This is a genomic window from Hylemonella sp. GW821-FHT10B10 (genome assembly GCF_059415585.1).
This window is the reverse complement of sequence record NZ_JBWKNN010000004.1, coordinates 48,699-69,449: the sequence shown is the minus strand read 5'-3', so window position 1 is coordinate 69,449 and position 20,751 is coordinate 48,699. Positions and strand designations below refer to the sequence as shown.

Sequence of the window (20,751 nt, the reverse complement as noted above, 5' to 3'; positions counted from 1 at the left end):
GCAGGACCACGACATGGCAAAAGAGTACAAGGATCTGGTCGTCGGACTCGACATCGGCACCGCCAAGGTGATGGTGGTGGTGGCCGAGGTGCTGCCCGGCGGTGAGCTCAAGCTCGCCGGCCTCGGGGTGGCGCCGAGCAACGGGCTCAAACGTGGCGTGGTGGTGAACATCGACGCCACCGTGCACAGCATCCAGCAAGCGCTGAAAGAGGCCGAGCTGATGGCCGACTGCAAGATCACCCGCGTCTACACCGGCATCACGGGCAGCCATATCCGCGGCATCAACTCCAGTGGCATGGTGGCCGTGAAGGACCGCGAGGTCAGCGGCGCCGACGTGGCGCGCGTGGTGGAGACGGCCAAGGCCATCAATATCTCGACCGACCAGCGCCTGCTGCTGGTGGAGCCGCAGGAATTCATCATCGACGGACAGGATGTGCGCGAACCCATCGGCATGAGCGGCATCCGCCTGGAGGCGAAGGTGCACATCGTGACCGGGGCGCAAAGCGCAGCCGAGAACATCATCAAGTGCGTGCGCCGCTGCGGGCTGGAAGTGGAGCAGCTCATGCTCAATCCCCTGGCCTCCAGCCTGTCGGTGCTGACCGACGACGAGAAGGAACTGGGTGTGGCCTGCGTGGACATCGGCGCTGGCACCACCGACGTCGCGGTGTTCACAGGCGGCGCGATCCGCTACACCTCGGTGATCCCGATCGCAGGCGACCTGATCACCAGCGACATCGCCATGGCCCTGCGCACGCCGACCAAGGACGCCGAGGACATCAAGGTCGAAAGCGGTTTTGCCAAGCAGTTGCTGGCCGACCCGGACATCCAGGTCGAAGTGCCGGGCCTGGGCGATCGCGGCCCCCGCATGCTGAGTCGCCAGGCCCTGGCCGGCGTGATCGAACCGCGCATCGAGGAAATCTTTTCGCTGGTGCAGCAGGTGCTGCGCGACTCGGGCTGCGAGGAAGTGCTGTCCTCGGGCATTGTGCTGACCGGCGGCAGCTCCATCATGCCCGGCATGATCGAACTGGGCGAGGACATCTTCCTCAAGCCCGTGCGCCGCGGCCTGCCCAAGTACAGCGGTGCCCTGTCCGACATGGTGGGCCAGCCGCGCGCGGCCACCGTCATGGGCCTGCTCGAGGAAGCGCGCATGGCGCGTCTGCGTGGTTACAAGGTAGCGCAGAAACATGGCTCGATGAAAAACGCCATGGGGCGCGTCAAAGACTGGTTCATCGGGAATTTTTAGGCGCTCAACATGAAACACAGGCTCTGGTTGGCAAGGGGGAGTCCCCATCAGCGACGGCGGTGCACGGGACCGCCGGGCTGAGCGTTCAGCAAGACATCAAGTAGAGACACCAAGGCAATTGCAATTAAGGAGAAACACCATGGACGGCATCGAAATGTTTGAAGAAGCAGCCTTCAATCTGGGCACCCAGATCAAGGTCATCGGCGTGGGCGGGGGCGGCGGCAACGCCGTGGAGCACATGATCGAGCGCGAAGTCCAGGGCGTAGAGTTCATCTGCGCCAACACCGACGCGCAGGCCCTGAGCCGCAGCAGCGCGCACAAGGTCATCCAGCTCGGCGGCAGCGGCCTGGGCGCAGGCAGCAAACCCGAGAAGGGCCGCGAGGCGGCCGAGGCGGCTGTGGCGGATGTGCGCGCCGCCATCGAAGGGGCGCATATGCTTTTCATCACGGCCGGCATGGGCGGCGGTACCGGCACCGGTGCGGCCCCCGTGATCGCACGTGTGGCCAAGGAGATGGGCATTCTGACCGTGGGTGTGGTGACCAAGCCTTTCGATTTTGAGGGCGGTCGTCGCATGACCAATGCCGACGCCGGCCTGGTCGAGCTGGAAGCCAATGTGGACTCGCTGATCGTCGTGCTCAACGAGAAGCTGATGGAGGTGCTGGGCGACGACATCAGCCAGGAAGCGGCTTTTGCCCATGCCAACGACGTACTCAAGAACGCAGTGGGTGGCATTGCCGAGATCATCAACGTGCCGGGCGAGATCAACGTCGATTTCGAGGACGTGCGCACCGTCATGGGTGAACCGGGCAAGGCCATGATGGGCACAGCCGTGGCCAGCGGCCCGGACCGCGCGCGCATCGCCGCCGAGCAGGCCGTGGCCTGCCCCCTGCTTGAAGGGATCGACCTCTCGGGCGCCAAGGGTGTGCTGGTGCTGATCTCCGCAGCCAAGGGCTCGCTCAAGCTCAAGGAGTCCCGTCTGGCCATGGACACCATCCGTGCCTATTCGTCTTCCGATGCGCACGTGATCTACGGCACCGCCTACGACGACAGCCTGGCGGACAACATCCGCATCACCGTGGTCGCCACGGGCCTGTCGCGCCAGGGCGTGCGTCGCACCGCGCCGCCGCTGCAGGTGTTGCGCACCGGTACCGATAACGTGCCTTTCCAGGTGCCCACGCTGAACCATGCCGTGACGCCTGGTGCCCTGCCAGGCACGCCTGCCGCAGTGGCCCCCGGTGTGGCCCAGCCTGACTACAACGCCATGGCCACGCCCAGTGTCTGGCGCACGCGCGACCGTACCCAGGCCGCGGCCAAGGTGGATGCGCTGTCGTCGGGTGGCATGGACGATTTCGAGATTCCGGCCTTTCTGCGCAAACAGGCCGATTGAGTGAGGTGGCTTACGCCTGCGTGGGTGGCAGCGCAACGCAACTTGGTCTAGGATCGATCATCGGGCCGCTTCGGCGTGCAGACTGCATGTCGGAGCGGCATTGGTTTTTCGACCCGCAGGAGTGACATATGACCATGCATCGACGTCTCTTCCTGGCCCTGGCTATGGGCCCGGCTCTGCTGCTCTCGGCCTGTGCCGTGAGCACGGCGAGTGCGCCAAAAGAAACGGTGTACGCCGTGACCCGGCAACACGAGTTGATCCGCTTCAAGGCCGACCGCCCCGGGCAGGTGCTGGAGCGCCGCGCGCTCAGCGGTCTGATGCCTGGCGAGAACCTGCGTGGCATCGACTACCGCGTGGCGCGGGGTGTGCTCTTTGCACTGGCCGACAGCGGCCGGCTCTATACCGTCGACACGGCGCAGGCCAGACTGGTGCCGGTGGCCACCGCGGCACCTCAGCCCTGGCCCGTGCAGGGCAGCGTGACGGGTGTCGACTTCAATCCCACGGTGGACCGCATCCGCGTGGTCAGCAGCAGTGGACAGAATCTGCGCCTGCACCCGGAGACCAATGCCGTGGTTGACGGCAACCCGGCTCAAGCAGGTCTGCAGCTCGATGGCAGCCTGAACTTTGTGGCCGGTGATCGCCATGCCGGTCGCACGCCCGACGTGTCCGGTGTGGCCTACACCTACAACAAAACCAACGAGAAGATCACCACCAACTACGCCATCGACCGCGCGCTGGGGGCTCTGCTCATGCAGGGCTCGGCCGAAGGGGCCGAGCCGGTGGTATCGCCCAACACAGGCCAGCTGCGCACCGTGGGTCTGCTGGGCACGGGGGCGCTGGCTGAAGCACATTTCGATATTTCAGACATTGCCAATACGGCCCTGCTGGCGGCCCGGCTCGCCGGTCAGACGCAGACGCGCCTGTACCAGGTGGATCTGGCCAGCGGGCGCGCGACGGAAATCGGGGTGATCGGCCAGGGCGAATCTCTGGCCGGCATGGCCATCGAGCCCTGAGACCGTGACGCCGCGCCTGTCCGTCCTGTTGCTGTCGTTCCTGGCCCTGTCGGCCCGGGCCGGCAGCTTGGTGGTGGATGCGCGTGATGGCTCCGACCGTCCCCTGTCCGACGTGGTGGTGTTTCTGGAGTCGGCGCAAGCCCGCCGACAGGTGCGCCCGATCGAGAACGCCGAGATGGGGCAGGCCGGCAAGCAGTTCGTGCCGCAGGTGCTGGTGGTGACCACCGGCAGCGAAGTGAATTTCCCCAACCGTGACACGGTGCGGCACCACGTCTATTCCTTTTCACCGGTCCGCAAGTTCGAGCTCAAGCTCTACATCGGCACCCCGACCAAACCCGTGTTGTTCGACCAGCCCGGCATCGCGGTGCTGGGTTGCAATATCCACGACCAGATGGTGGGGTGGATCGTCATCGTCGACACCCCCTATTTCGGGCGCACGGCCGAGAAAGGGCAACTTGTCCTGGACAAATTGCCTGCGGGCAGTTACCGCCTGCGCAGCTGGCATGCCGGCCTGCCCGTGGGCGCGCCTGCGCTGGACCAGGCCGTGACCATCCCGGCCGAAGGCCCGCTGGCCGTGACCCTGCGCATGGCGGGGGTGCGGCCATGAACTTCACTTTCAACGGGCGCAGCCTGATCACCCGGCTGGTGGGGCTGTCGCTCCTGCTGCTCCTTTTTGTGCAGCTGGCGGGTTTCTTCGTGGTGCGCGACAGCATTGCGCGCAACGCCCGCATGCAGATCGCACGTGAATTCGATACCGGTGAAAAGGTCTGGTTGCGCCTGCTGGACCAGAACGCCGAGAAGCTGCGCCAGAGTGCGGCCCTGCTGGCGGCGGACTACGGCTTCCGCTCGGCGGTCAGTTCCGACGACCTGGACACCATCAGCTCGGCGCTGGAGAACCATGGCGAGCGCATCGGCGCGGCCATGACGGCCCTGCTGGACACGGGCTTACGGGTGCGCGCCGTCAGTGCAGACACGCCGGGCGCCGATCTGTCCGCCATCCTGGCCGGCCTGGCGCCGGCGCTGGCCGAGCCCGCGCAGGGCGGGCGCATCGTGGTGGTCAGCGGCCGCCCCTACCAACTGGTCATGGTGCCCATGCGCGCGCCCCTGGTCGTGGGCTGGGTGCTGATGGGCTTTCCTGTGGGCGCGCCGCTGGCAGAAGAGATGCAGCGCCTGCTCAATGTCCAGCTGGTGTTGCAGGTGCGCCAGGTTGATGGCCGACTGGCGGCGCCAGTCAGCACCCTGCCGCCAGAGGCACTGGAAACGCTCCAGGCCATGAAGGGCGAGTTGCGTGAGCTGGAGGCCGGCGGCGCGACCCTGCTGGTGCGCGAGATCAAGCTCAACGCCACCGGGGGCGAAACCCGGGTGCTGCTGTTGCGTTCCATGGACGACGTGGTGGCCCCCTATCGCAATCTGCAGATTCTGCTGGCTGTCATCACCCTGGGCGGTGTGCTTCTGTTCGCCCTGGGCAGCGGCCTGATGGCGCGGCGCCTGGCCACGCCGCTGCGCTCCCTGCTGGTGGCCACGCAGCGCCTTTCGCGCGGGGACTACAGCGTGCCGCTGGAAGACGTCGAGCGCAAGGATGAGATCGGCAACCTGGCACGTTCCTTTGACCGCATGCGCGTGGACATCGCTGCGCAACAGGCCGAGATCCGCCACCTGGCCTACTGGGACCGGTTGACCGGCCTGCCCAATCGGGAGAATTTCCGTGAATCGGTGCAGCAGTCCATCGCCCGCAGCGGGGAAGGCGGCGAGCTGGCCATCATCACCCTGGACCTGGACCGCTTCAAGCACGTCAACGACGTGCTGGGGTATGCATTTGGCGACCAGCTGCTCAAGACCGTGGCCGGCAAGCTGGCCGAGGTGCTGGGCGAGGCCTCGGGCGTGGTAGCGCGCCTCGGAGGCAATGAGTTTGCCCTGTTGCTTGAGCCGGGCAGCCCGGCGCAGGCTGCCGAGCTGGCCGCGCGTGTGGCGCGCAGCCTGGAAGTGCCGTTGGCCATCGCCGAGCAGACCGTGGACCTGAGTGCGGGCATAGGCATCGCCTGCTGGCCGGCCGATGCGCAGGACGTTGACACGCTGCTGAGCCGCTCCGAGATCGCCATGTACGTGGCCAAGCGCAAGCTCGAAGGGCCGCTGCGGTATGACCCGGTGTACGACTCGGCCAGCACGCAGACGCTGTCCTTGCTGACCGAGTTGCGGCGCGCCGTGGATCAGGGTGAGTTGCGCCTGTTTCTGCAGCCCAAGGTGAGTCTGGCCGATGGCGTGACCCACGCCGCCGAGGCCCTGGTGCGCTGGGAGCACCCGCAACGCGGCCTGGTACCGCCCATGCAGTTCATTCCCTTTGCCGAGCAGACGGGGTATATCCGTCAACTCACGCTCTGGATGTTCGACGAGACCGCACGCCTGCTGGCCACACCGCAGGCCGCAGGGCTGCGTGTGTCGGTCAACCTGTCCACGCGTGACCTGCTCGACCTGGAGCTCAGTTCGCGCCTGGGGCGCATGCTGGAGGCGCACGGCGTGCCGGCCGCGGCTTTCTGCCTGGAAATCACCGAGAGCGCCATCATGGACGACCCGCAGCGCGCCGAGGCCATGCTCAACCGCCTGTCCGAGCAGGGATTCAAATTGTCTATCGATGACTTTGGGACTGGCTATTCATCCCTGGCCTATCTCAAGCGCCTGCCCGTGGACGAACTCAAGATCGACAAGTCCTTCGTGATGGGCATGGAGACCGACCCCGACGACGCCATCATCGTGCGCTCCACCATCGACCTGGCCCACAACCTGGGCCTGAGTGTGGTGGCCGAAGGTGTCGAGACCGCAGCCATCCTGGAGCGCCTGCGGGCCCTGGGCTGCGACGAGGTGCAGGGGTACCACATCAGCCGCCCCATGCCCGCACCGGCTTTCATGGAATGGCTGAGTAAGTAAAATCACGCCTATGCTGCAGCAACGTACCCTTAAATCCCTGACCCGCGCCGTGGGCGTGGGCCTGCACAGCGGGCAGCGCGTGGAGATCACGCTGCGTCCGGCGCAGGTCGACACCGGCATCGTGTTCCGGCGCGTGGATCTGCCGCAGCCCGTGGACATCCCCATGTCGGCCCTGGCCGTCACCGACACGCGCCTGGCCTCCACGCTGTCCAACGGCGGTGCCAAGGTGCACACCGTGGAACACCTGATGTCGGCCTGTGCGGGCCTGGGCATCGACAACCTCTACGTGGACATCACGGCCGAGGAGGTGCCCATCCTCGACGGGTCGGCTGCCTCCTTCGTGTTCCTGCTGCAGAGCGCCGGCGTCGAGCTGCAGAGCGCGCCGCGCCATTTCATCCGCGTGACCAAGCCGATCGAGGTCCGGGAGGGTGAGGGCCTGAACCAGAAATGGGCGCGCCTGGACCCTTACCACGGCTACAAGCTCAGCTTCGAGATCGACTTCGACCACCCGGCAGTGGACTCAACCGGCCAGCGTGTCGAGTTCGACATGAGCGTGCACAACTACAGCCGCGACATCGCGCGCGCCCGCACCTTCGGTTTTACCAAGGACGTGGAGATGATGCGCGCCAACGGCCTGGCCCTGGGCGGCGGGCTGGACAATGCCATCGTGATGGACGACTACAAGGTGCTCAATGCCGGCGGCCTGCGCTACGACGACGAGTTCGTCAAGCACAAGATCCTCGACGCCATGGGCGACCTCTACATTCTGGGCAAGCCCCTGCTGGCGGCCTACAGCGCCTTCCGTTCTGGCCATGCGCTCAACAACAAGCTGCTGCGCGAGCTGCTGCAGCGCACGGACGCCTGGGAGGCCGTGACCTTCGACAACGAGAAACTCGCGCCCAAGGGCTTTGCGCAACCGGCGCGCGCCTGGTAAGGCGTAGCACGCCGGGCAACGCGTCACACCATGCTGCTGTTCCGCTGGCTCATCCTCTTGCTGTTGATCGGCTCGGCGGTCTGTTTCGCCTTTTATGCCGGCACCGGCCAAGCGCGCTTTCGGCGCTGGGGCCTGCTCACGCTGAAGTGGACGCTGATCGCCGCTTTCGGATTCTTCGCCGTGCTGGTCCTGGAGCGTATCGCCTGAGTCAGGAAGCGGGGCCCTAGGACCCGCGTTTGCGCACCGTGGCAAAAGGATCGGGGCCCCCGCTTTTCTTCGGTTCCTCGTCGCGTGTCTTGACGGCGTCGAATTCGTTGAAGACCGAAGGCATCTGGCTGTCCTGGAAGGCCACCGAGTCCTCCCACATGGCCCAATCGGATTCCTGGTTGCCCTCGCTCACTTCCGGCAGGGGCGGTGGCACGGGTGGCGTGCCTGCGCGTGCGGATGAAGAGTTGGGGGTCGAAGGCCGTGGCCTGGCAACCGTGGTCGGCCGGGCCGGTGCAGGCGCCGGCTTGGGGGCGGATTTGAAGAATTTCAGCATGGGGTCGTCCTGGGTGCAGTACGCTGATTGATGGCCACAATTTAGCCTGTGTAACGATTTGTGACAAGCGGGCGACGCCTTGGGCCGTGAAGGATTGCCATGAAACCCCAATTTCTGTCGATTTTCCTGGGTCTCCTGTTGGCGTCCGGCTGGGTGGCCGCCCAGGACGGGAGCCTGCGGGAGCGTTGGCGTGAGCGCCAGCAGGAGCGTGCCGCTCGCGAAACCCGGGCAACACCGACGTCAGAAGCCGCGATCACCGCGCCTGGCGACTACCGCTACAGCCTGGTCTACGGCGGGCGCACACGCCTGTACCGTGTGCACGTGCCGGCCGGCTACCGCAGCGACACGCCGGCGCCCCTGCTGGTCTCGCTGCACGGCGGGGGCGGCAGCATGGACTACATGGCCAAGGATGAGAACTACGGCCAGCTCGGCCATGCGGCGCGGGGCGGGGAGGTGCTGGTCTTTCCCAATGGCATCAGCCGCTTTCGCGGCGGCATGTTCGCGACCTGGAACGCGGGTGCCTGCTGCGGCGCTGCGCGCGACGAGGAGGTGGATGACGTGGGTTTCATCCGCGCTGTGCTCGAGCGTGTCATGGGCCAGCTCAACATCGACCGCCAGCGTGTCTACGCCACGGGTATGTCCAATGGCGCCATGATGGCCTACCGCCTGGCCTGCGAGATGCCGGATGTCATTCGCGCCGTTGCCGCGGTGGCGGGTACCGACAACACACGCAGCTGTGCGCCGGCGCAGCCTGTATCGGTGCTGCACATCCATGCGCGTAACGACAGCCATGTGCTCTATGAAGGCGGTGCCGGGCCGGACTCGGTGGACAAGGCGCTGGTGGCCGATTACCGTTCCGTGCCAGCCACCGTGGCACGCTGGGTGGCGTTCAATGGCTGCCAGCGCACGCCGCAGCGTGTACTGGACCAGGCGGGCGCCTGGTGCGAGGTCTATGCGCCCTGCCGGGGCGGGACGCAGGTGCAATTGTGCGTGACGCAGAATGGTGGCCATTCCTGGCCCGGGGGCACGAAGAAACGCGGGGAAGCGCCCTCGCAGGCACTTTCGGCCAACGAGGCGATGTGGGCGTTCTTCGCTCAGGTGAAGCCCAGGTAAAGACCGCGGCCTTCACTTGTGCGCAAGGGCGAAAGCCGCACAATGAGCGCCATGGGAGCACAACAACACCTCCGGGAACTGAGCCAGGCCTGCTGGCGCGTCATCGTCACTGACTTGCTGCTGTTCCGGCGCTTTCCGCGCCTGGGACTGGCCGCGCTGGCCATCGCCCTGGTGCCGGCGGTCTATGCGCTGATCTACCTCTCCAGCGTCTGGGACCCGAACGCCAAGACCAGCGACCTGCCGGTGGGCATCGTGAACCTGGATGCGGGTGCTGCCTACCAGGGGCGGGCCAGCAATGTCGGCGTCGAGCTGATGAGCGAATTGATGCGTTCGGGCGAATTCGGTTTCCGGATCATGGACCGGGGCGAGGACGCGCGTCAGGGCGTCAAACTCGGGCAACTGGCCTTTGCTGTCATCATCCCGCCGGATTTCAGCGCCAGTGCGCTGCCCGGGAATCTCCCGGGCGGCGGCAAGGTGGTGGTGGTGCTGTCCGAGGGCAACAATTACGCAGCCTCCGGCCTGGCCAGGCGCTTTGCGGCCGAGCTCGGACACCGCGTCAACGAGGCCTTGAACGAGAAGCGATGGGAGCAGGTGCTGGTCTCGGCCGACGGTTCGGGCAAGAGCCTGGACATGCTGCGCGCCGGCATGGCCCAGCTGCGCACCGGGGCCAAGACTTACAGCGAAGGCATGGTGCGCTACAACGGCGTCGCGGCCCAACTGGTGGCGGGGTTCAAGCAGGTGGGCGCCGGTGCCCGCAGCATGGAGCCGCGCTTGCCCAGCGAGGCCGAACTCAAGACCCTGCGCAACGGAACCCAGCGCCTGGCGCAGCGACAGCGCGAAATGGGCTCCGGCCTGGAGCAGCTGCAGCTGGGTGCAGGCCGTCTGACAGCGGGCGCCGCGCAGTTGCAGGAGGAAACAGTGGGCCTGCCCTTTGTCGGTGAAAAAATCGCGCAGAGCGCCGGTGAACTGGCGGATGGCGGAAAGCAGCTGAGGGATGGCCTGGGTGTCGCGCTCGATGCCAACGCGCGGATGGCGCGCGGAGCCACCCGGATCGAGGAGGGCACCGCCCGCCTGACCGAAGGCATGGGGCTGCTGAGCAGCAATCTGCGGGCCCTGGCCGAGCAGCTGCCCGAAGACGCCCGGCTGGAGGCCTTCGCACGCAGCGGCGACGAACTGGTCCGCGCCGCCTCCAAGCTGCGCAGCGGCATCGAGCTGGTCGAGTCGGCATTGCCGGCCAGCGCGGGCAAGCTCGACGGCAGCGCGCGCGGCCTGGCCGATTCGGTGGAGCCAGCGCTGGAAGTGCTGGCCCCCGTACCCAACAACGGCAGTGCTTTCGCGCCGAACATGATCGCCATGGCCCTGTGGCTGGGGGCGGTGATGTCGGTCTACCTGTTCAATATGCACCGGATCAGCGAAGAACACGCCCCGGCCCCGGCCCTGGCCAAGAGTCTGGGGCGTTATGCCGTGCCAGCGCTGCTGGTGCTGCTGCAGACGGTGCTGACCATGCTGGTGTTGTGTTTCGGCCTGGGGGTGGTCGTGCCCGACGTCCCGAGTTTCCTGTTGATCATGCTGGCCGCGGGGCAGGCTTTTCTGGCGCTCGTGCTCTTGCTGCTGCGCGCCTTTGGCGAACTGGGCAAGCTCATCGTCATCCTGTTGCTGACCTTGCAGCTGGCGGCCGGCGGTGGGGTGATGCCGATCGAATTGACAGCGGATTTCTTCCAGGCGGTGCACAACTGGCTGCCTTTCACCTGGGTCATCAAGGCTCTGCGTGCCAGCCTGTTCGGCGCCTATGACAACGGCTGGCTTTCGTCGTGGCTCGATGTCGTGCTCATCGGCCTGGGCGCACTGCTGCTCAGCAGCCTGGTGCGTCCGTGGAAGACGGTATCGGCCAAGGACTACCGGCCGGCTGTAGAAGTCTGAGGAACCAGGCCTTCAGCGGCTGCGCCCGGCCCGGTAGCTGCCGCTGGTCTTGCCCGTGAGCCCCGAGGCTCTGGCGATCTGCGCGAGCGCGGCGCCGGCATGGGCCTGCGTGATGGCGATGCCCAGCGCGTCGGCCGCATCCGGTCCCGGCAGACCGGGCAGTTTGAGCAGGCGTTTGACCATTTCCTGCACCTGGGCCTTCTGCGCGCGGCCGTGACCGACCACGGCCTGTTTCATCTGCAGCGCCGTGTACTCGGCCACCGGCAGATCCGCGGTAACCAGCGCCGTGACGCAGGCACCGCGCGCCTGGCCCAGCAGCAAGGTGGACTGCGGGTTCACGTTGACAAAGACGATCTCCACGGCGGCCGATTGCGGCTGGTAGCGCGCCACCACCTCGCGGATGCCATCGAACAGCACTTTCAGTCGCGCCGGCAGCGCTCCCTGGGCCAGGTGCATGGTGCTGATGGTGCCGCTAGCCACGTAGGACAGCTGGTGGCCTGCGGCATCGATCACGCCGAAACCGGTGGTGCGCAGGCCGGGGTCGATGCCGATGATTCTCACGGCAGCTCGGCGCGCCAGAGGCGCCCGCTGATGACGCCGGCACGATCGGCCAGATAGGTGGAGTGCGGCAGCTTCTCGTAGTAGCGTGGCCGCGGCAGCATGACGGCCAGGCGTGCTGCTTCGCTGGCCGTGAGACGTGCCGCCGGCTTGCGGTAATAGTGTTGGGCTGCGGCTTCGGCGCCGAAGACACCCTCACCCCATTCGACATGGTTGAGGTAGATCTCGAGGATGCGTTGTTTGCTCAGCAGCTTCTCCAGCAGGAAGGCCAGTGCGAATTCCTGGCCCTTGCGCAAGAGCGTGCGCTCGCCAGAGAGCAGCAGGTTCTTGGCCAGTTGCTGGGTGATGGTGGAGCCGCCGACGATCTTGGGCGCACGCACGGTGCGCGTGCCGTTGGCTGCCTGCTTGGTGACCTGTTCCTCGGCCGCCAGGTTTTTCTGCCAGGCCTTTTCCATGGCATCCCAATCCACACCTTCGTGCCATGCAAAACTGTCGTCCTCCGAGGCGATGACAGCGCGCTTGAGATGGTCGGAAATCTGGTCGTAGCTCACCCATTGCTGGCGCCAGCGCAACTGGTCTTTCTCCTTCAGGATGCGCCAGGCCTCGGAGCGCTCGAAAGTGGTCGACTGCGGTTGGGTCACCGTCATCAGCGCGATGCGTGCGACAAAAAAGAGCTGCAGTGCCAGCAGGGCAAGCAGCAGCAGAGCGAACCAGCGCAGCACGGCTTTCATGTCGTTTTCAGGGGGCGCTGATGCGCGTTTCCAGGGTTTCGTTGCGCGAGAACTTGAAGCGCGAGACCACCACGATCTGGTCGGCCTCCTTGCGCATGCTCTGCGTGAAGCGGCCGAAGGGCGCGGCCGCGCGGGCGATGGCCTCGGCGCGGCGGTCCAGCACGCGGCTGCCCGAACTCTCGGCGATCTCGGTGGAGACCAGCAGGCCCTGGCGGTCCACCGTGACTACCATGGTCAGCTCCCCGTAGAGCTTCTTGCCTCCGGAGGAGGGGAAGTTTTCCGTGCCCTTGTCCTCGATCGCGCGGCGCAGCCGGTCGTAATAGATGGCGTAGGCCTCCTCGCGGGTAGAGGGGCCGATGTAGCGCTTGCGCGGTTTCTGGCTGTCCTGCTTGATGCGGCGCTCGATCTCGGCCAGCTGCTTGAGCAACAGGCGGCGCTTTTCTTCCTGCGCGGCCTGTTCGTTGCTGAGTTTGGCCTGCTTGGGGTCGGGTACGGGCAGGGCGGCGAGCTGCTGGCGCACCTGGGCCAGCAGCATGGTCTGCTGCTTCTGCAGTTGCTGCATCCTCCTGCGGGATTCTTCTTCCAGCGTGTCGCCGCTGTCGGAGATCTGGGTCGAAGGCAGGGGGCTGGTGGCGCGGCCGCGCTCGGCTTCACCACCGCCGGCCAGGCTGGCCTGGGCAATGGCCAATGCCTTGTCCGGGCGGGTGTTACCGCGCGCGTTGACCAGGATGACTTCCAGCGGCGTGTCGCGGAACGCGCGCTCGATGGCCTCGGGGTCGACGAAACGCACGGTCAGCAGCACCGCATGCACGGCGACCGAGATGCCGAGGGCCAGTTGCAGGGTGCTGAGATTGCGCAGCTTCACGAGGCGGAATTATCACCCGAAGCCTCGACGGCGGGCTCGCTGGATTCGTTGACATCCACCGCAATGGCAATGGGCCCGGCGGCCAGGGCCTCACCGTCGTCCGCATCGTCTTCTTCCACAGGTGCGGCCTCGGTGTCGAGCCGCTCCAGCACCGTGCCGCTGACGTCCAGCGCCACCTCGTCAATGGCGCCCAGCTTCACGCGCACGCGTGCACCGCGCGGCAGGCCCTGCGCGCCCAGGACCGGCAGCACCAGGGGCAGGGTGTCAGCGCGTGCCAGATTGTCCTTGAACACCGTGGCCTCCAGCTCGGTGATGCCGCGTTGCTGCAGGTATTTCAGCGTCCAGTAGCGTTCGATGGTGGCCTGGTAGCCGTTGTACTCGCCGTAAGCGGTATCGAAGCCCGAGATGATGGAGAACAGATCGGCATCCTTGGGCTTGAAGGGGGCGGCCAGCGCGGCGGTGCGGCCATGGCGCGCGCAGGCGATGATCTGCCACTGGTTGACCAGGTCCGTGTAACGGCGTAGCGGCGAGGTGCTCCAGGCATAGCTCTTCACGCCGATGCCGGCATGCGGGAGGGCCTTGGTGCCCATGCGCACCTTCACGCCGGGGGCCAGGGAGGCCTGACTGCGGTAGATGCCCGGCACACCCAGCTCGGCCATCCACTGGCCCCAGGTGCTGTTGGCCAGGATCATGGCCTCGGCCACCATGAGGTCCAGTGGTGCACCGCGACTGCGCGTGCCGATGGCCACCTGCTCGTTGCCCGCTGGTTCCGCGCCGTCGTTCCCTGTCAATCTGAAGGTGTAGTCCGGCCGGTTGAAGGTCTCGGGTTTGCCTCGCACCACTTCGCGTTGCGCTTTGAGGTGGCGGGCCAAGCGGTGCAGGAAGGCCAGTTCGGTGCGCAGGCCGGTACCCAGATGCGCCGGGTCAGGGTTCGCGTGCTTGAACGACAGGTCTTCCAGCCAGGCAGCGGTGACCACGCCATCGATCTGGTCGTGGCGCAGGTTGTGGGCGATCGGCACGCGCTCCAGGCGGGTGTCGTGACCCAGCACTTCCAGCGAGTCTTCCTTGAAAGCCACGTAGAGCGAAACCGCCGGGCACGCGCGGCCCTCTTGCAGGGTGTAGCGCTGCACCACTTCATCGGGCAGCATGGTGATCTTGTAGCCCGGCATGTAGACCGTGGACAGGCGTGCTCGGCTCACGTTGTCGATGGGGTCGCCGCGCTGCACGGCCAGGCCCGGGGCGGCGATATGGATGCCGACGGTGACTGTGCCCGTGCCCAGGCCCTGCACCGACAGCGCGTCGTCGATTTCGGTGGTGGCCGAGTCGTCGATGGAGTAGGCCTGCACGCTGGCCACCGGCAGCTCATCCTTGATCTCTGGCGCCACCAGGACCGGGAAGCCGTAGCCCTTGGGGAAGTTCTCGAACAGGAAGCGGCGCCAGTGGAACTGGTAGGGTGAATCGATGGCGCCGGCTTTCTGCAGCAGGTCCAGCGGGGCCAGATGGGTGGCCCGTGAGGCCTCGACCACGGCCTTGTACTCGGGCGCGTTCTTGTCGGGCTTGAAGAGGATCTTGTAGAGCTGCTCGCGGATCGGTTGCGGACACACTCCGCGTCCGAGCTCGGTGGCCCATTCGGCGATCTGGATCTGCAGCAGGCGCTTCTTCTCGATGGCGGCCAGGGCCTGCTGGATGATCTCGATCGGGGCCTTCTTGTAGCGGCCTTTGCCGGCGCGGCGGAAGTAGTGCGGTGCCTCGTGCAGACGCAGCAGGGTGCCGGCCTGCTGCGGCAGGGTGGGTGGGTCCTGGAAATAGACGGCAGCCAGGTCGGCAAAACCGAAATCGTCCTCGGGGGCGAATTCCCAGGCCAGGTCCAGCTCGATGGAGGCGCTCAGGGTCTGCGCGCCGGCCAACAACTCGGCGGGAGCGGGTTTTTCGAACTTGAGCAGCACATTGGCTGCTTTCACCTTGACGCGCTTGCCGGAATCCAGCTCTACCTGGAGCGAGGCCTCGGTTTCGGAAAGGATGCGCCCGGCCAGGAATTTCCCGGCTTCATCAAACAATGCAAACATGGGGGCGATTGTCCCATGCCGCCCTCTTCGGGCCGGGGCGCTCAGGTGGCCAGGTCGAGAAAGGCCAGCACGTCGTCCAGATGTCCGGGGAACTCGCTGATCGCGTGGTCACTGCCTTCCAGCAAGTGCCCATGCGTGCCCCGGTAGTGGGCGCTCATTTCCCGCCAGTCCAGTACCTCGTCGCCCTTGGCGATCAAGGCGTAATAGCGTTCGGGCCGGCTGATGGCTGTGATCTCCAGGGCACGCAGTTCCTCGACGTATTCGGGGTGGAAAAAGAATTTTTCCTGCGGGTCGTGCCAACTGGCGTGTTCGCCGATGTACTGCGCCAGGTCGCGCGCAGGAAAGACCGCCGGGTTGAGCACGACGGCGCGGCAACCGGTCGATTCGGCCACCCAGCTGGCGTAAAAGCCACCCAGGGACGAGCCGATGACCGCCATGTGCTCGCGCGGCCAGGCCGAGATGCCGCGCATCACACCCTCCATGGCCTCGCGGGGCGAGGGCGGCAGCTGCGGACACCAGAGTGTCACGCCCGGGTGCTCCTGTGCCATGCGCGTTTGCACCAGTTGGGCTTTGGTCGAACGCGGGGAGGAGCGAAAGCCGTGCAGATAGAGGAGATGGGTGGTGGGCATGGGGGCGGGGCGTGCAGAAGTCACGCCCGATCGTAAAGGTTGGGACGCCTCCCATGTTCATGGGAGGTGGTGCCGTGGGCAGTGAGGGTGGCAGCGGCTATGCTCTGATGGTCTGTAATGAGAGTGGAGAGAGTGGCAGGACTATGCAAGTGTGGCGTGTATTGGTGGTGGAAGACGATGCGCAGATGCGGGACTTTTTCGCAGCCAGCGTTTCGCGCTGCGCGGGCCTGCAACTGGTGGGAGCCGTGGGATCCGTGGGCGAAGCCCGGGCCTGGCTGGACAATGACGCCAATATGGTGGACGTGCTGCTGACCGACCTGGGCCTGCCCGATGGCAGCGGGCTGGAAGTCATACGCCACGCCACACGTCTGCATCCGCGCTGTGAACCCCTGGTGATTTCCCTGTTCGGTGACGAAGACAATGTGCTGGCCAGCATCGAGGCTGGCGCCCTGGGCTATATCCACAAGGACTCCGCGCCGGACGACATCGCCCAGACCATCCTTGAGATGAAGGACGGGGCTTCGCCGATCTCGCCCATGATCGCGCGCAAGGTGCTGGCCAAGTACGCCAGCCGTGCCCGCCCGGGCGAGATTGCGGCTGCGCCTGAGCCGGTGGCGCCCGCCAAACCCCCTGCCGAAGGGCCGCTGCTGTCACCTCGAGAGCACGAGGTGCTGATGCTGATCGCGCGGGGTTTCTCCTATGCCGAGATTGCCCGCCTGCAATCGGTCAGCGTGCACACGGTGCAGACCCACATCAAGAACCTGTATTCCAAGCTTTCCGTGCATTCCAAGAACGAGGCCGTCTTCGAAGCTTCGCGTCTGGGCCTGCTGCCACCGAGGGTCTGAGGCATGGTGATGTTGCGCGTGCTGGGGCTGTCGCTGCTGTTGTGGGGCCTGCTGCCGCTGGCGCAGGCGGAGCTGCTGGAGTTGCGGCGCGCGCACGTGAGCACCGTGGTCGATGGCGATATGGCCGAGCGAGACGCCGGCCTGCCCTACAACTGGGACCGCCAGCATGGCGGGCAATCCGGGATGGCGGTATTCGAAATCCCGCTGCAGCTTGCGCTGCCTCCGGCCGAGCCCTATGCCGTGTATTTTTCGCGCCTGGGCAACCGCGCCGAGATCTGGCTCAACGGCGTGCTGCTTTCGCGTTTCGGCGATCTGGACCGCTCCAATCGCGAGGACTATGCCAAAGCCCCGCAGTACGTTCTGATCCCGGCCCAGCTGCTGCAGCGCGACAACCTGTTTCGCGTCATCGTGCACGCGGATGGCGGGCGGCGCGGTGGGCTTTCCAGCATGCTGGTGGGCCCGGAGGTCGAGGTGCGCGAGCATTACCACTCGACCTACCGCTGGCTGGTCAATGGTTCCATCGCGGTATCGGTCTTCAGTCTGGTGGTGGGGGTCATCGCGCTGCTGCTCTGGGTGACGCAGGTCGAGCCTGTGCCGGGTGGGGCGCCCCGGCGCGTGGGCCTGTACCTGAGCGCCGGTGTGGCCGAGATGTGCTGGATGCTGCGCCTGTCAGATACGGCCCTGACCGACCCGCCGCTGGTCTGGCCGGGCTGGGGTGTGCTGCAGACCCTGGCCTATGCCGGATGGTTCTGCGGCTCCGCCCTGTTCTGCCACTACGTGGCGGGCTGGCACCGGCACGCTTCCATGCGCTGGGTGCGCGCCGTGGTGTGGGCACTGATGCTGACGGCCGCACCGGCCGCCTGGCTCGCCTACACCCGGCACAACGACGTCTACCTGACCGGTTGGTACGGCTTTGCCACCTTCCTTTTCATCGGTTACGCCGCGGTCTATTTCTGGGGCTCGGTACGCAAGCCGACCACCGAGCACGTGCTGGTGGCGACCGCCGGCGTGTTCAACGTGCTGGTGGGTTTTCGCGACTGGATCGTGATCCGCGCCAGCAGCAACTTTGCCGAGATCTCCTGGATGCGCTATTCGTCGGTGCTGTTCGGTCTGGCGCTGGGCTACATCGTGATCACGCGTTTTCGCGAGGCCAGCACCCAGGCGCGCGATCTGATGGACAACATGGCGGCCAAGGTCCAGGAGAAGGAACAGGCGCTGGCCAGCAGCTACCGGCAGCTCGAACAGCTGGCGCGTGAGCAGGAGCGGGCGGCGGAGCGCACGCGCATCCTGCGCGACATGCACGATGGCGTGGGCTCGCACATCAGTGCGGCCATCCGTCAACTGCAATCGGGCAAGGCCACGGACGAGGACCTGCTGCAGACCCTGCGGGATTCGCTGGACCAGCTCAAACTGTCCATCGATGCCATGAACCTGCCGCCTGGTGACCTTACCACCCTGCTGGCGAATCTGCGCTACCGGCTGGAGCCGCGTTTCAAGGCCTCGGACATCGCGCTGGCCTGGGAGGTGGACCTGCTGCCGCCGCTGGCCCGCCTGGATGGCAAGGCCATGCGCCAGCTGCAATTCATGATCTTTGAAGCCCTGTCCAATGTGCTGCAGCATGCGCAGGCCAGCGAGCTGCGCATCGAGCTGCGCGCCTGTCCTGACGGCGGCGCCCGGTTGCGCGTGATCGACAACGGCCGCGGTTTTGCCCCCGAGCAGGTACAGCGCAAGGGCCTGGCCTCGCTGCGCGAACGTGCTGCGGCCATCGGGGTGGGGCTGAATGTGAGCAGCGAGCCCGGTCAGACCGTGGTGGAAATCCTGATCTCCTGATCGGCCGGCCTTTCCGCAATGGCGGGATAATGCGCGCCATGCCGGTCATCTTTGAACGTCCCACCCTGCTGCAGCGTGTTTTGCCCTGGTTCCAGGGTTTCGATGGCCCCCTGGCCTTTGCCGTGTTCATGCTGGCCGGCCTGGGCCTGCTGACCATGTACTCCTCGGGCTACGACCACGGTACGCGTTTTATCGATCATGGCCGCAATATGCTGATCGCCGGGGCCATCATGTTTGTGGTGGCCCAGGTGCCGCCCCAGCGCCTCATGAGTTTTGCCGTGCCGCTGTACGTGCTGGGTGTGACTCTGCTGATCGCCGTGGCCATCTTCGGCGTCACGAAAAAAGGCGCCAAGCGCTGGATCAATGTAGGGGTGGTGATCCAGCCCAGCGAGATCCTCAAGATCGCCGTGCCGCTGATGCTGGCCTGGTGGTTCCAGAAACGCGAGGGCCAGTTGCGTCCGCTGGACTTCCTGGTGGCGGGCCTGCTGCTGCTGGTGCCGATCGGCCTGATCATCAAGCAGCCGGATCTGGGCACGGCCCTGCTGGTGCTGGCCGCCGGAATCTCGGTCATCTTCTTTGCCGGTCTGAGCTGGAAGCTGATCGTGCCGCCCGTCCTGCTGGGGCTGCTGGCGGTCCTGCTGCTGATCGTCTTCGAGAACGATCTGTGCGCTTCGGGCGTGCGCTGGCCTGTGCTGCACGATTACCAGCAGCAGCGCATCTGCACCCTGCTCGACCCCTGGCGAGACCCGCTGGGCAAGGGCTTCCACATCATCCAGGGCATGATCGCCATCGGTTCGGGTGGTGTGCTGGGCAAGGGCTACATGCAGGGCACGCAGACCCATCTGGAGTTCATTCCCGAGCGCACCACGGACTTCATCTTCGCCGCGTATTCCGAGGAGTTCGGCCTGCTGGGCAACCTGATCCTGATCGGTGCCTTTCTTTTCCTCGTGCTGCGCAGCCTGGCCATCGCGCTGGAGGCGCCCACGCTGTTTGCGCGCCTGCTGGCTGGCGCCATCACCACCATCTTCTTCACCTATGCCTTCGTCAACATGGGCATGGTCAGCGGCATCCTGCCGGTGGTGGGTGTGCCCTTGCCTTTCATCAGCTATGGTGGAACCGCCATGGTGACCCTGGGCCTGGGCCTGGGCATGCTGATGTCCATCGCCAAGTCCAAGCGCCTGATCCAGTCATGAGCGCTGCCCGGCCGCCCGCATGCGCTCGCACCGCAGTACACGGCACGGAGCTATTTCAGTGACGCAGCTGCTGGCCCCTTACCCCGTGGCCGTGGTGGGTGTCGGCAATATGGGCGGCGCCATGGCGGCGCGCCTGCTGGCCCAGGGCTGGCCGGTGCAGGTGCACGACATCGACTCGCAGAAGCAGGCTGCGTTGGTCGAGGCCGGCGCCACAGCCCACGCCAGCCCGGCGCTGGCTGCGCAGGGCTGTGCGGCGGCGATCGTCTGCGTGGTCGACGCTGCGCAGTGTGAACAGGTGCTGTTCGGTCCTCAGGGATTGGCCGGGGCCATGCCGCCCGGTGGCATGGTGATGTTGTGCCCGACCATCGCCCCGCAAGATACCGAGTCCCTGGCCGGGCGACTGGCCCGGCATGGCATCGAGGTGCTGGACGCTCCCATGTCCGGTGGCCCGGCCCGGGCGCGGGACGGCAGCATGAGCCTGATGCTGGCCGGACGGGAGGAACTCCTGGCCCGCTTTGATCCGCTACTGTCGGCGTTGTCCTCGCGCATCTTCCGCGTCAGTGAACGTGTGGGTGACGGCGCGCGCACCAAGCTGGTCAACAATCTGGCCGCCGGCATCAACCTGGTAGGTGCCGCCGAGGTACTGGCCATGGCGCGCGCCATGGGCCTGAACCTGGGGCGCACGCTGGACGTGATCGAGCAGTCCAGCGGCCAGAGCTGGATCGGCTCGGACCGCATGCGCCGGGCCATCGCCGGGGACTACGCACCGCGCGCCCACATGACCCTGCTGGAAAAGGACACCCGACTGGCGGTGGCGGCGGCCCGGACCGCGGGCTTTGCCGGGCCGTTGGGAGCGACGGCGGCCGCTGTCTTTGCCCAAGCCAGTGCCGCCGGTCTGGCCGACCTGGACGACGCGGCCCTGCTGCGCTGGCTGGAAGACCAGGCCTAGCCCCTACACCCC

The 20,751-nt window shown here is 66.2% G+C and carries 19 protein-coding genes; 13 read left to right on the top strand and 6 right to left on the bottom strand.

All coding sequences use genetic code 11. The features are described 5' to 3' along the window. Positions 1-13: 13 nt before the first annotated feature. From ftsA to AC07NT_RS16065, 7 genes are all read left to right on the top strand, one after another. Positions 14-1,243 carry a cell division protein FtsA gene (gene ftsA / locus AC07NT_RS16095; protein ID WP_498600114.1) on the top strand — a complete coding sequence of 410 codons (1,230 nt, stop codon included), beginning with the start codon at positions 14-16 and terminating at the stop codon, positions 1,241-1,243. A 139-nt stretch (positions 1,244-1,382) separates the two neighbouring features. Continuing rightward, positions 1,383-2,630: a cell division protein FtsZ gene (gene ftsZ, locus AC07NT_RS16090; protein WP_498600116.1), complete on the top strand. Its 1,248-nt coding sequence runs from the start codon at positions 1,383-1,385 to the stop codon at positions 2,628-2,630. 134 nt (positions 2,631-2,764) lie between these two features. Continuing rightward, positions 2,765-3,643: a DUF4394 domain-containing protein gene (locus AC07NT_RS16085; protein WP_498600118.1), complete on the top strand. Its 879-nt coding sequence runs from the start codon at positions 2,765-2,767 to the stop codon at positions 3,641-3,643. Between the two features lie 4 nt (positions 3,644-3,647). After that, positions 3,648-4,250 carry a methylamine utilization protein gene (locus tag AC07NT_RS16080; protein WP_498600120.1) on the top strand — a complete coding sequence of 201 codons (603 nt, stop codon included), beginning with the start codon at positions 3,648-3,650 and terminating at the stop codon, positions 4,248-4,250. Further along, positions 4,247-6,565 (top strand): putative bifunctional diguanylate cyclase/phosphodiesterase, encoded by a 2,319-nt coding sequence (locus AC07NT_RS16075; RefSeq protein WP_498600121.1) that lies wholly within the window; start codon positions 4,247-4,249, stop codon positions 6,563-6,565. Before AC07NT_RS16080 ends, AC07NT_RS16075 begins: the two co-directional genes overlap by 4 nt. Before the next feature lie 10 nt (positions 6,566-6,575). Beyond that, entirely contained in the window at positions 6,576-7,499 is a 924-nt protein-coding gene (lpxC, locus tag AC07NT_RS16070) for a UDP-3-O-acyl-N-acetylglucosamine deacetylase (protein WP_498600123.1), read from the top strand. Positions 7,500-7,529: 30 nt separating this feature from the next. Then, positions 7,530-7,706: a hypothetical protein gene (locus AC07NT_RS16065; protein ID WP_498600124.1), complete on the top strand. Its 177-nt coding sequence runs from the start codon at positions 7,530-7,532 to the stop codon at positions 7,704-7,706. 16 nt (positions 7,707-7,722) lie between these two features. On the opposite strand, the gene AC07NT_RS16060 is transcribed toward AC07NT_RS16065, so the two are convergent. Continuing rightward, entirely contained in the window at positions 7,723-8,040 is a 318-nt protein-coding gene (locus tag AC07NT_RS16060; RefSeq protein WP_498600126.1) for a hypothetical protein, read from the bottom strand. 99 nt (positions 8,041-8,139) lie between these two features. Here AC07NT_RS16060 and AC07NT_RS16055 point away from each other — a divergent pair, with 99 nt between their 5' ends. Together AC07NT_RS16055 and AC07NT_RS16050 are read left to right on the top strand one after the other, a co-directional pair. Next, positions 8,140-9,153 (top strand): extracellular catalytic domain type 1 short-chain-length polyhydroxyalkanoate depolymerase, encoded by a 1,014-nt coding sequence (locus AC07NT_RS16055; RefSeq protein WP_498600128.1) that lies wholly within the window; start codon positions 8,140-8,142, stop codon positions 9,151-9,153. A 51-nt stretch (positions 9,154-9,204) separates the two neighbouring features. Further along, positions 9,205-11,073, top strand: a complete 1,869-nt coding sequence (locus AC07NT_RS16050; protein WP_498600130.1) for a YhgE/Pip domain-containing protein — start codon at positions 9,205-9,207, stop codon at positions 11,071-11,073. 12 nt (positions 11,074-11,085) lie between these two features. Here the strand turns inward: AC07NT_RS16050 and ruvC are convergent, their stop codons facing one another. Genes ruvC through AC07NT_RS16025 form a run of 5 tightly spaced genes read right to left on the bottom strand, consistent with a single transcriptional unit; the run spans position 11,086 to position 15,922 of the window. Continuing rightward, positions 11,086-11,634: a crossover junction endodeoxyribonuclease RuvC gene (ruvC, locus tag AC07NT_RS16045; protein ID WP_498600131.1), complete on the bottom strand. Its 549-nt coding sequence runs from the start codon at positions 11,632-11,634 to the stop codon at positions 11,086-11,088. Next, the gene (gene mtgA, locus AC07NT_RS16040; RefSeq protein WP_498600133.1) at positions 11,631-12,362 is read right to left on the bottom strand and encodes a monofunctional biosynthetic peptidoglycan transglycosylase; all 732 of its coding nucleotides are present in this window, start codon (positions 12,360-12,362) and stop codon (positions 11,631-11,633) included. The genes ruvC and mtgA overlap by 4 nt, the downstream gene beginning before the upstream one ends. A 7-nt stretch (positions 12,363-12,369) precedes the next feature. Then, complete coding sequence (locus AC07NT_RS16035; protein WP_498600134.1) at positions 12,370-13,227, bottom strand: energy transducer TonB; 858 nt, start codon at positions 13,225-13,227, stop codon at positions 12,370-12,372. Then, positions 13,224-15,293: a ribonuclease catalytic domain-containing protein gene (locus tag AC07NT_RS16030; RefSeq protein WP_498600136.1), complete on the bottom strand. Its 2,070-nt coding sequence runs from the start codon at positions 15,291-15,293 to the stop codon at positions 13,224-13,226. The genes AC07NT_RS16035 and AC07NT_RS16030 overlap by 4 nt, the downstream gene beginning before the upstream one ends. Positions 15,294-15,334: 41 nt before the next feature. Continuing rightward, positions 15,335-15,922 (bottom strand): YqiA/YcfP family alpha/beta fold hydrolase, encoded by a 588-nt coding sequence (locus AC07NT_RS16025; protein ID WP_498600213.1) that lies wholly within the window; start codon positions 15,920-15,922, stop codon positions 15,335-15,337. A gap of 143 nt (positions 15,923-16,065) precedes the next feature. On the opposite strand from AC07NT_RS16025, the gene AC07NT_RS16020 reads away from it, so the two are divergent. Genes AC07NT_RS16020 through AC07NT_RS16005 form a run of 4 tightly spaced genes read left to right on the top strand, consistent with a single transcriptional unit; the run spans position 16,066 to position 20,739 of the window. After that, positions 16,066-16,767, top strand: a complete 702-nt coding sequence (locus AC07NT_RS16020) for a response regulator transcription factor (RefSeq protein ID WP_498600137.1) — start codon at positions 16,066-16,068, stop codon at positions 16,765-16,767. A 3-nt stretch (positions 16,768-16,770) separates the two neighbouring features. Continuing rightward, the gene (locus AC07NT_RS16015) at positions 16,771-18,597 is read left to right on the top strand and encodes a sensor histidine kinase (protein WP_498600138.1); all 1,827 of its coding nucleotides are present in this window, start codon (positions 16,771-16,773) and stop codon (positions 18,595-18,597) included. Between the two features lie 38 nt (positions 18,598-18,635). After that, entirely contained in the window at positions 18,636-19,790 is a 1,155-nt protein-coding gene (rodA, locus tag AC07NT_RS16010; RefSeq protein ID WP_498600140.1) for a rod shape-determining protein RodA, read from the top strand. A 58-nt stretch (positions 19,791-19,848) separates the two neighbouring features. Continuing rightward, the gene (locus tag AC07NT_RS16005) at positions 19,849-20,739 is read left to right on the top strand and encodes an NAD(P)-dependent oxidoreductase (protein ID WP_498600141.1); all 891 of its coding nucleotides are present in this window, start codon (positions 19,849-19,851) and stop codon (positions 20,737-20,739) included. Positions 20,740-20,751 lie beyond the last annotated feature (12 nt).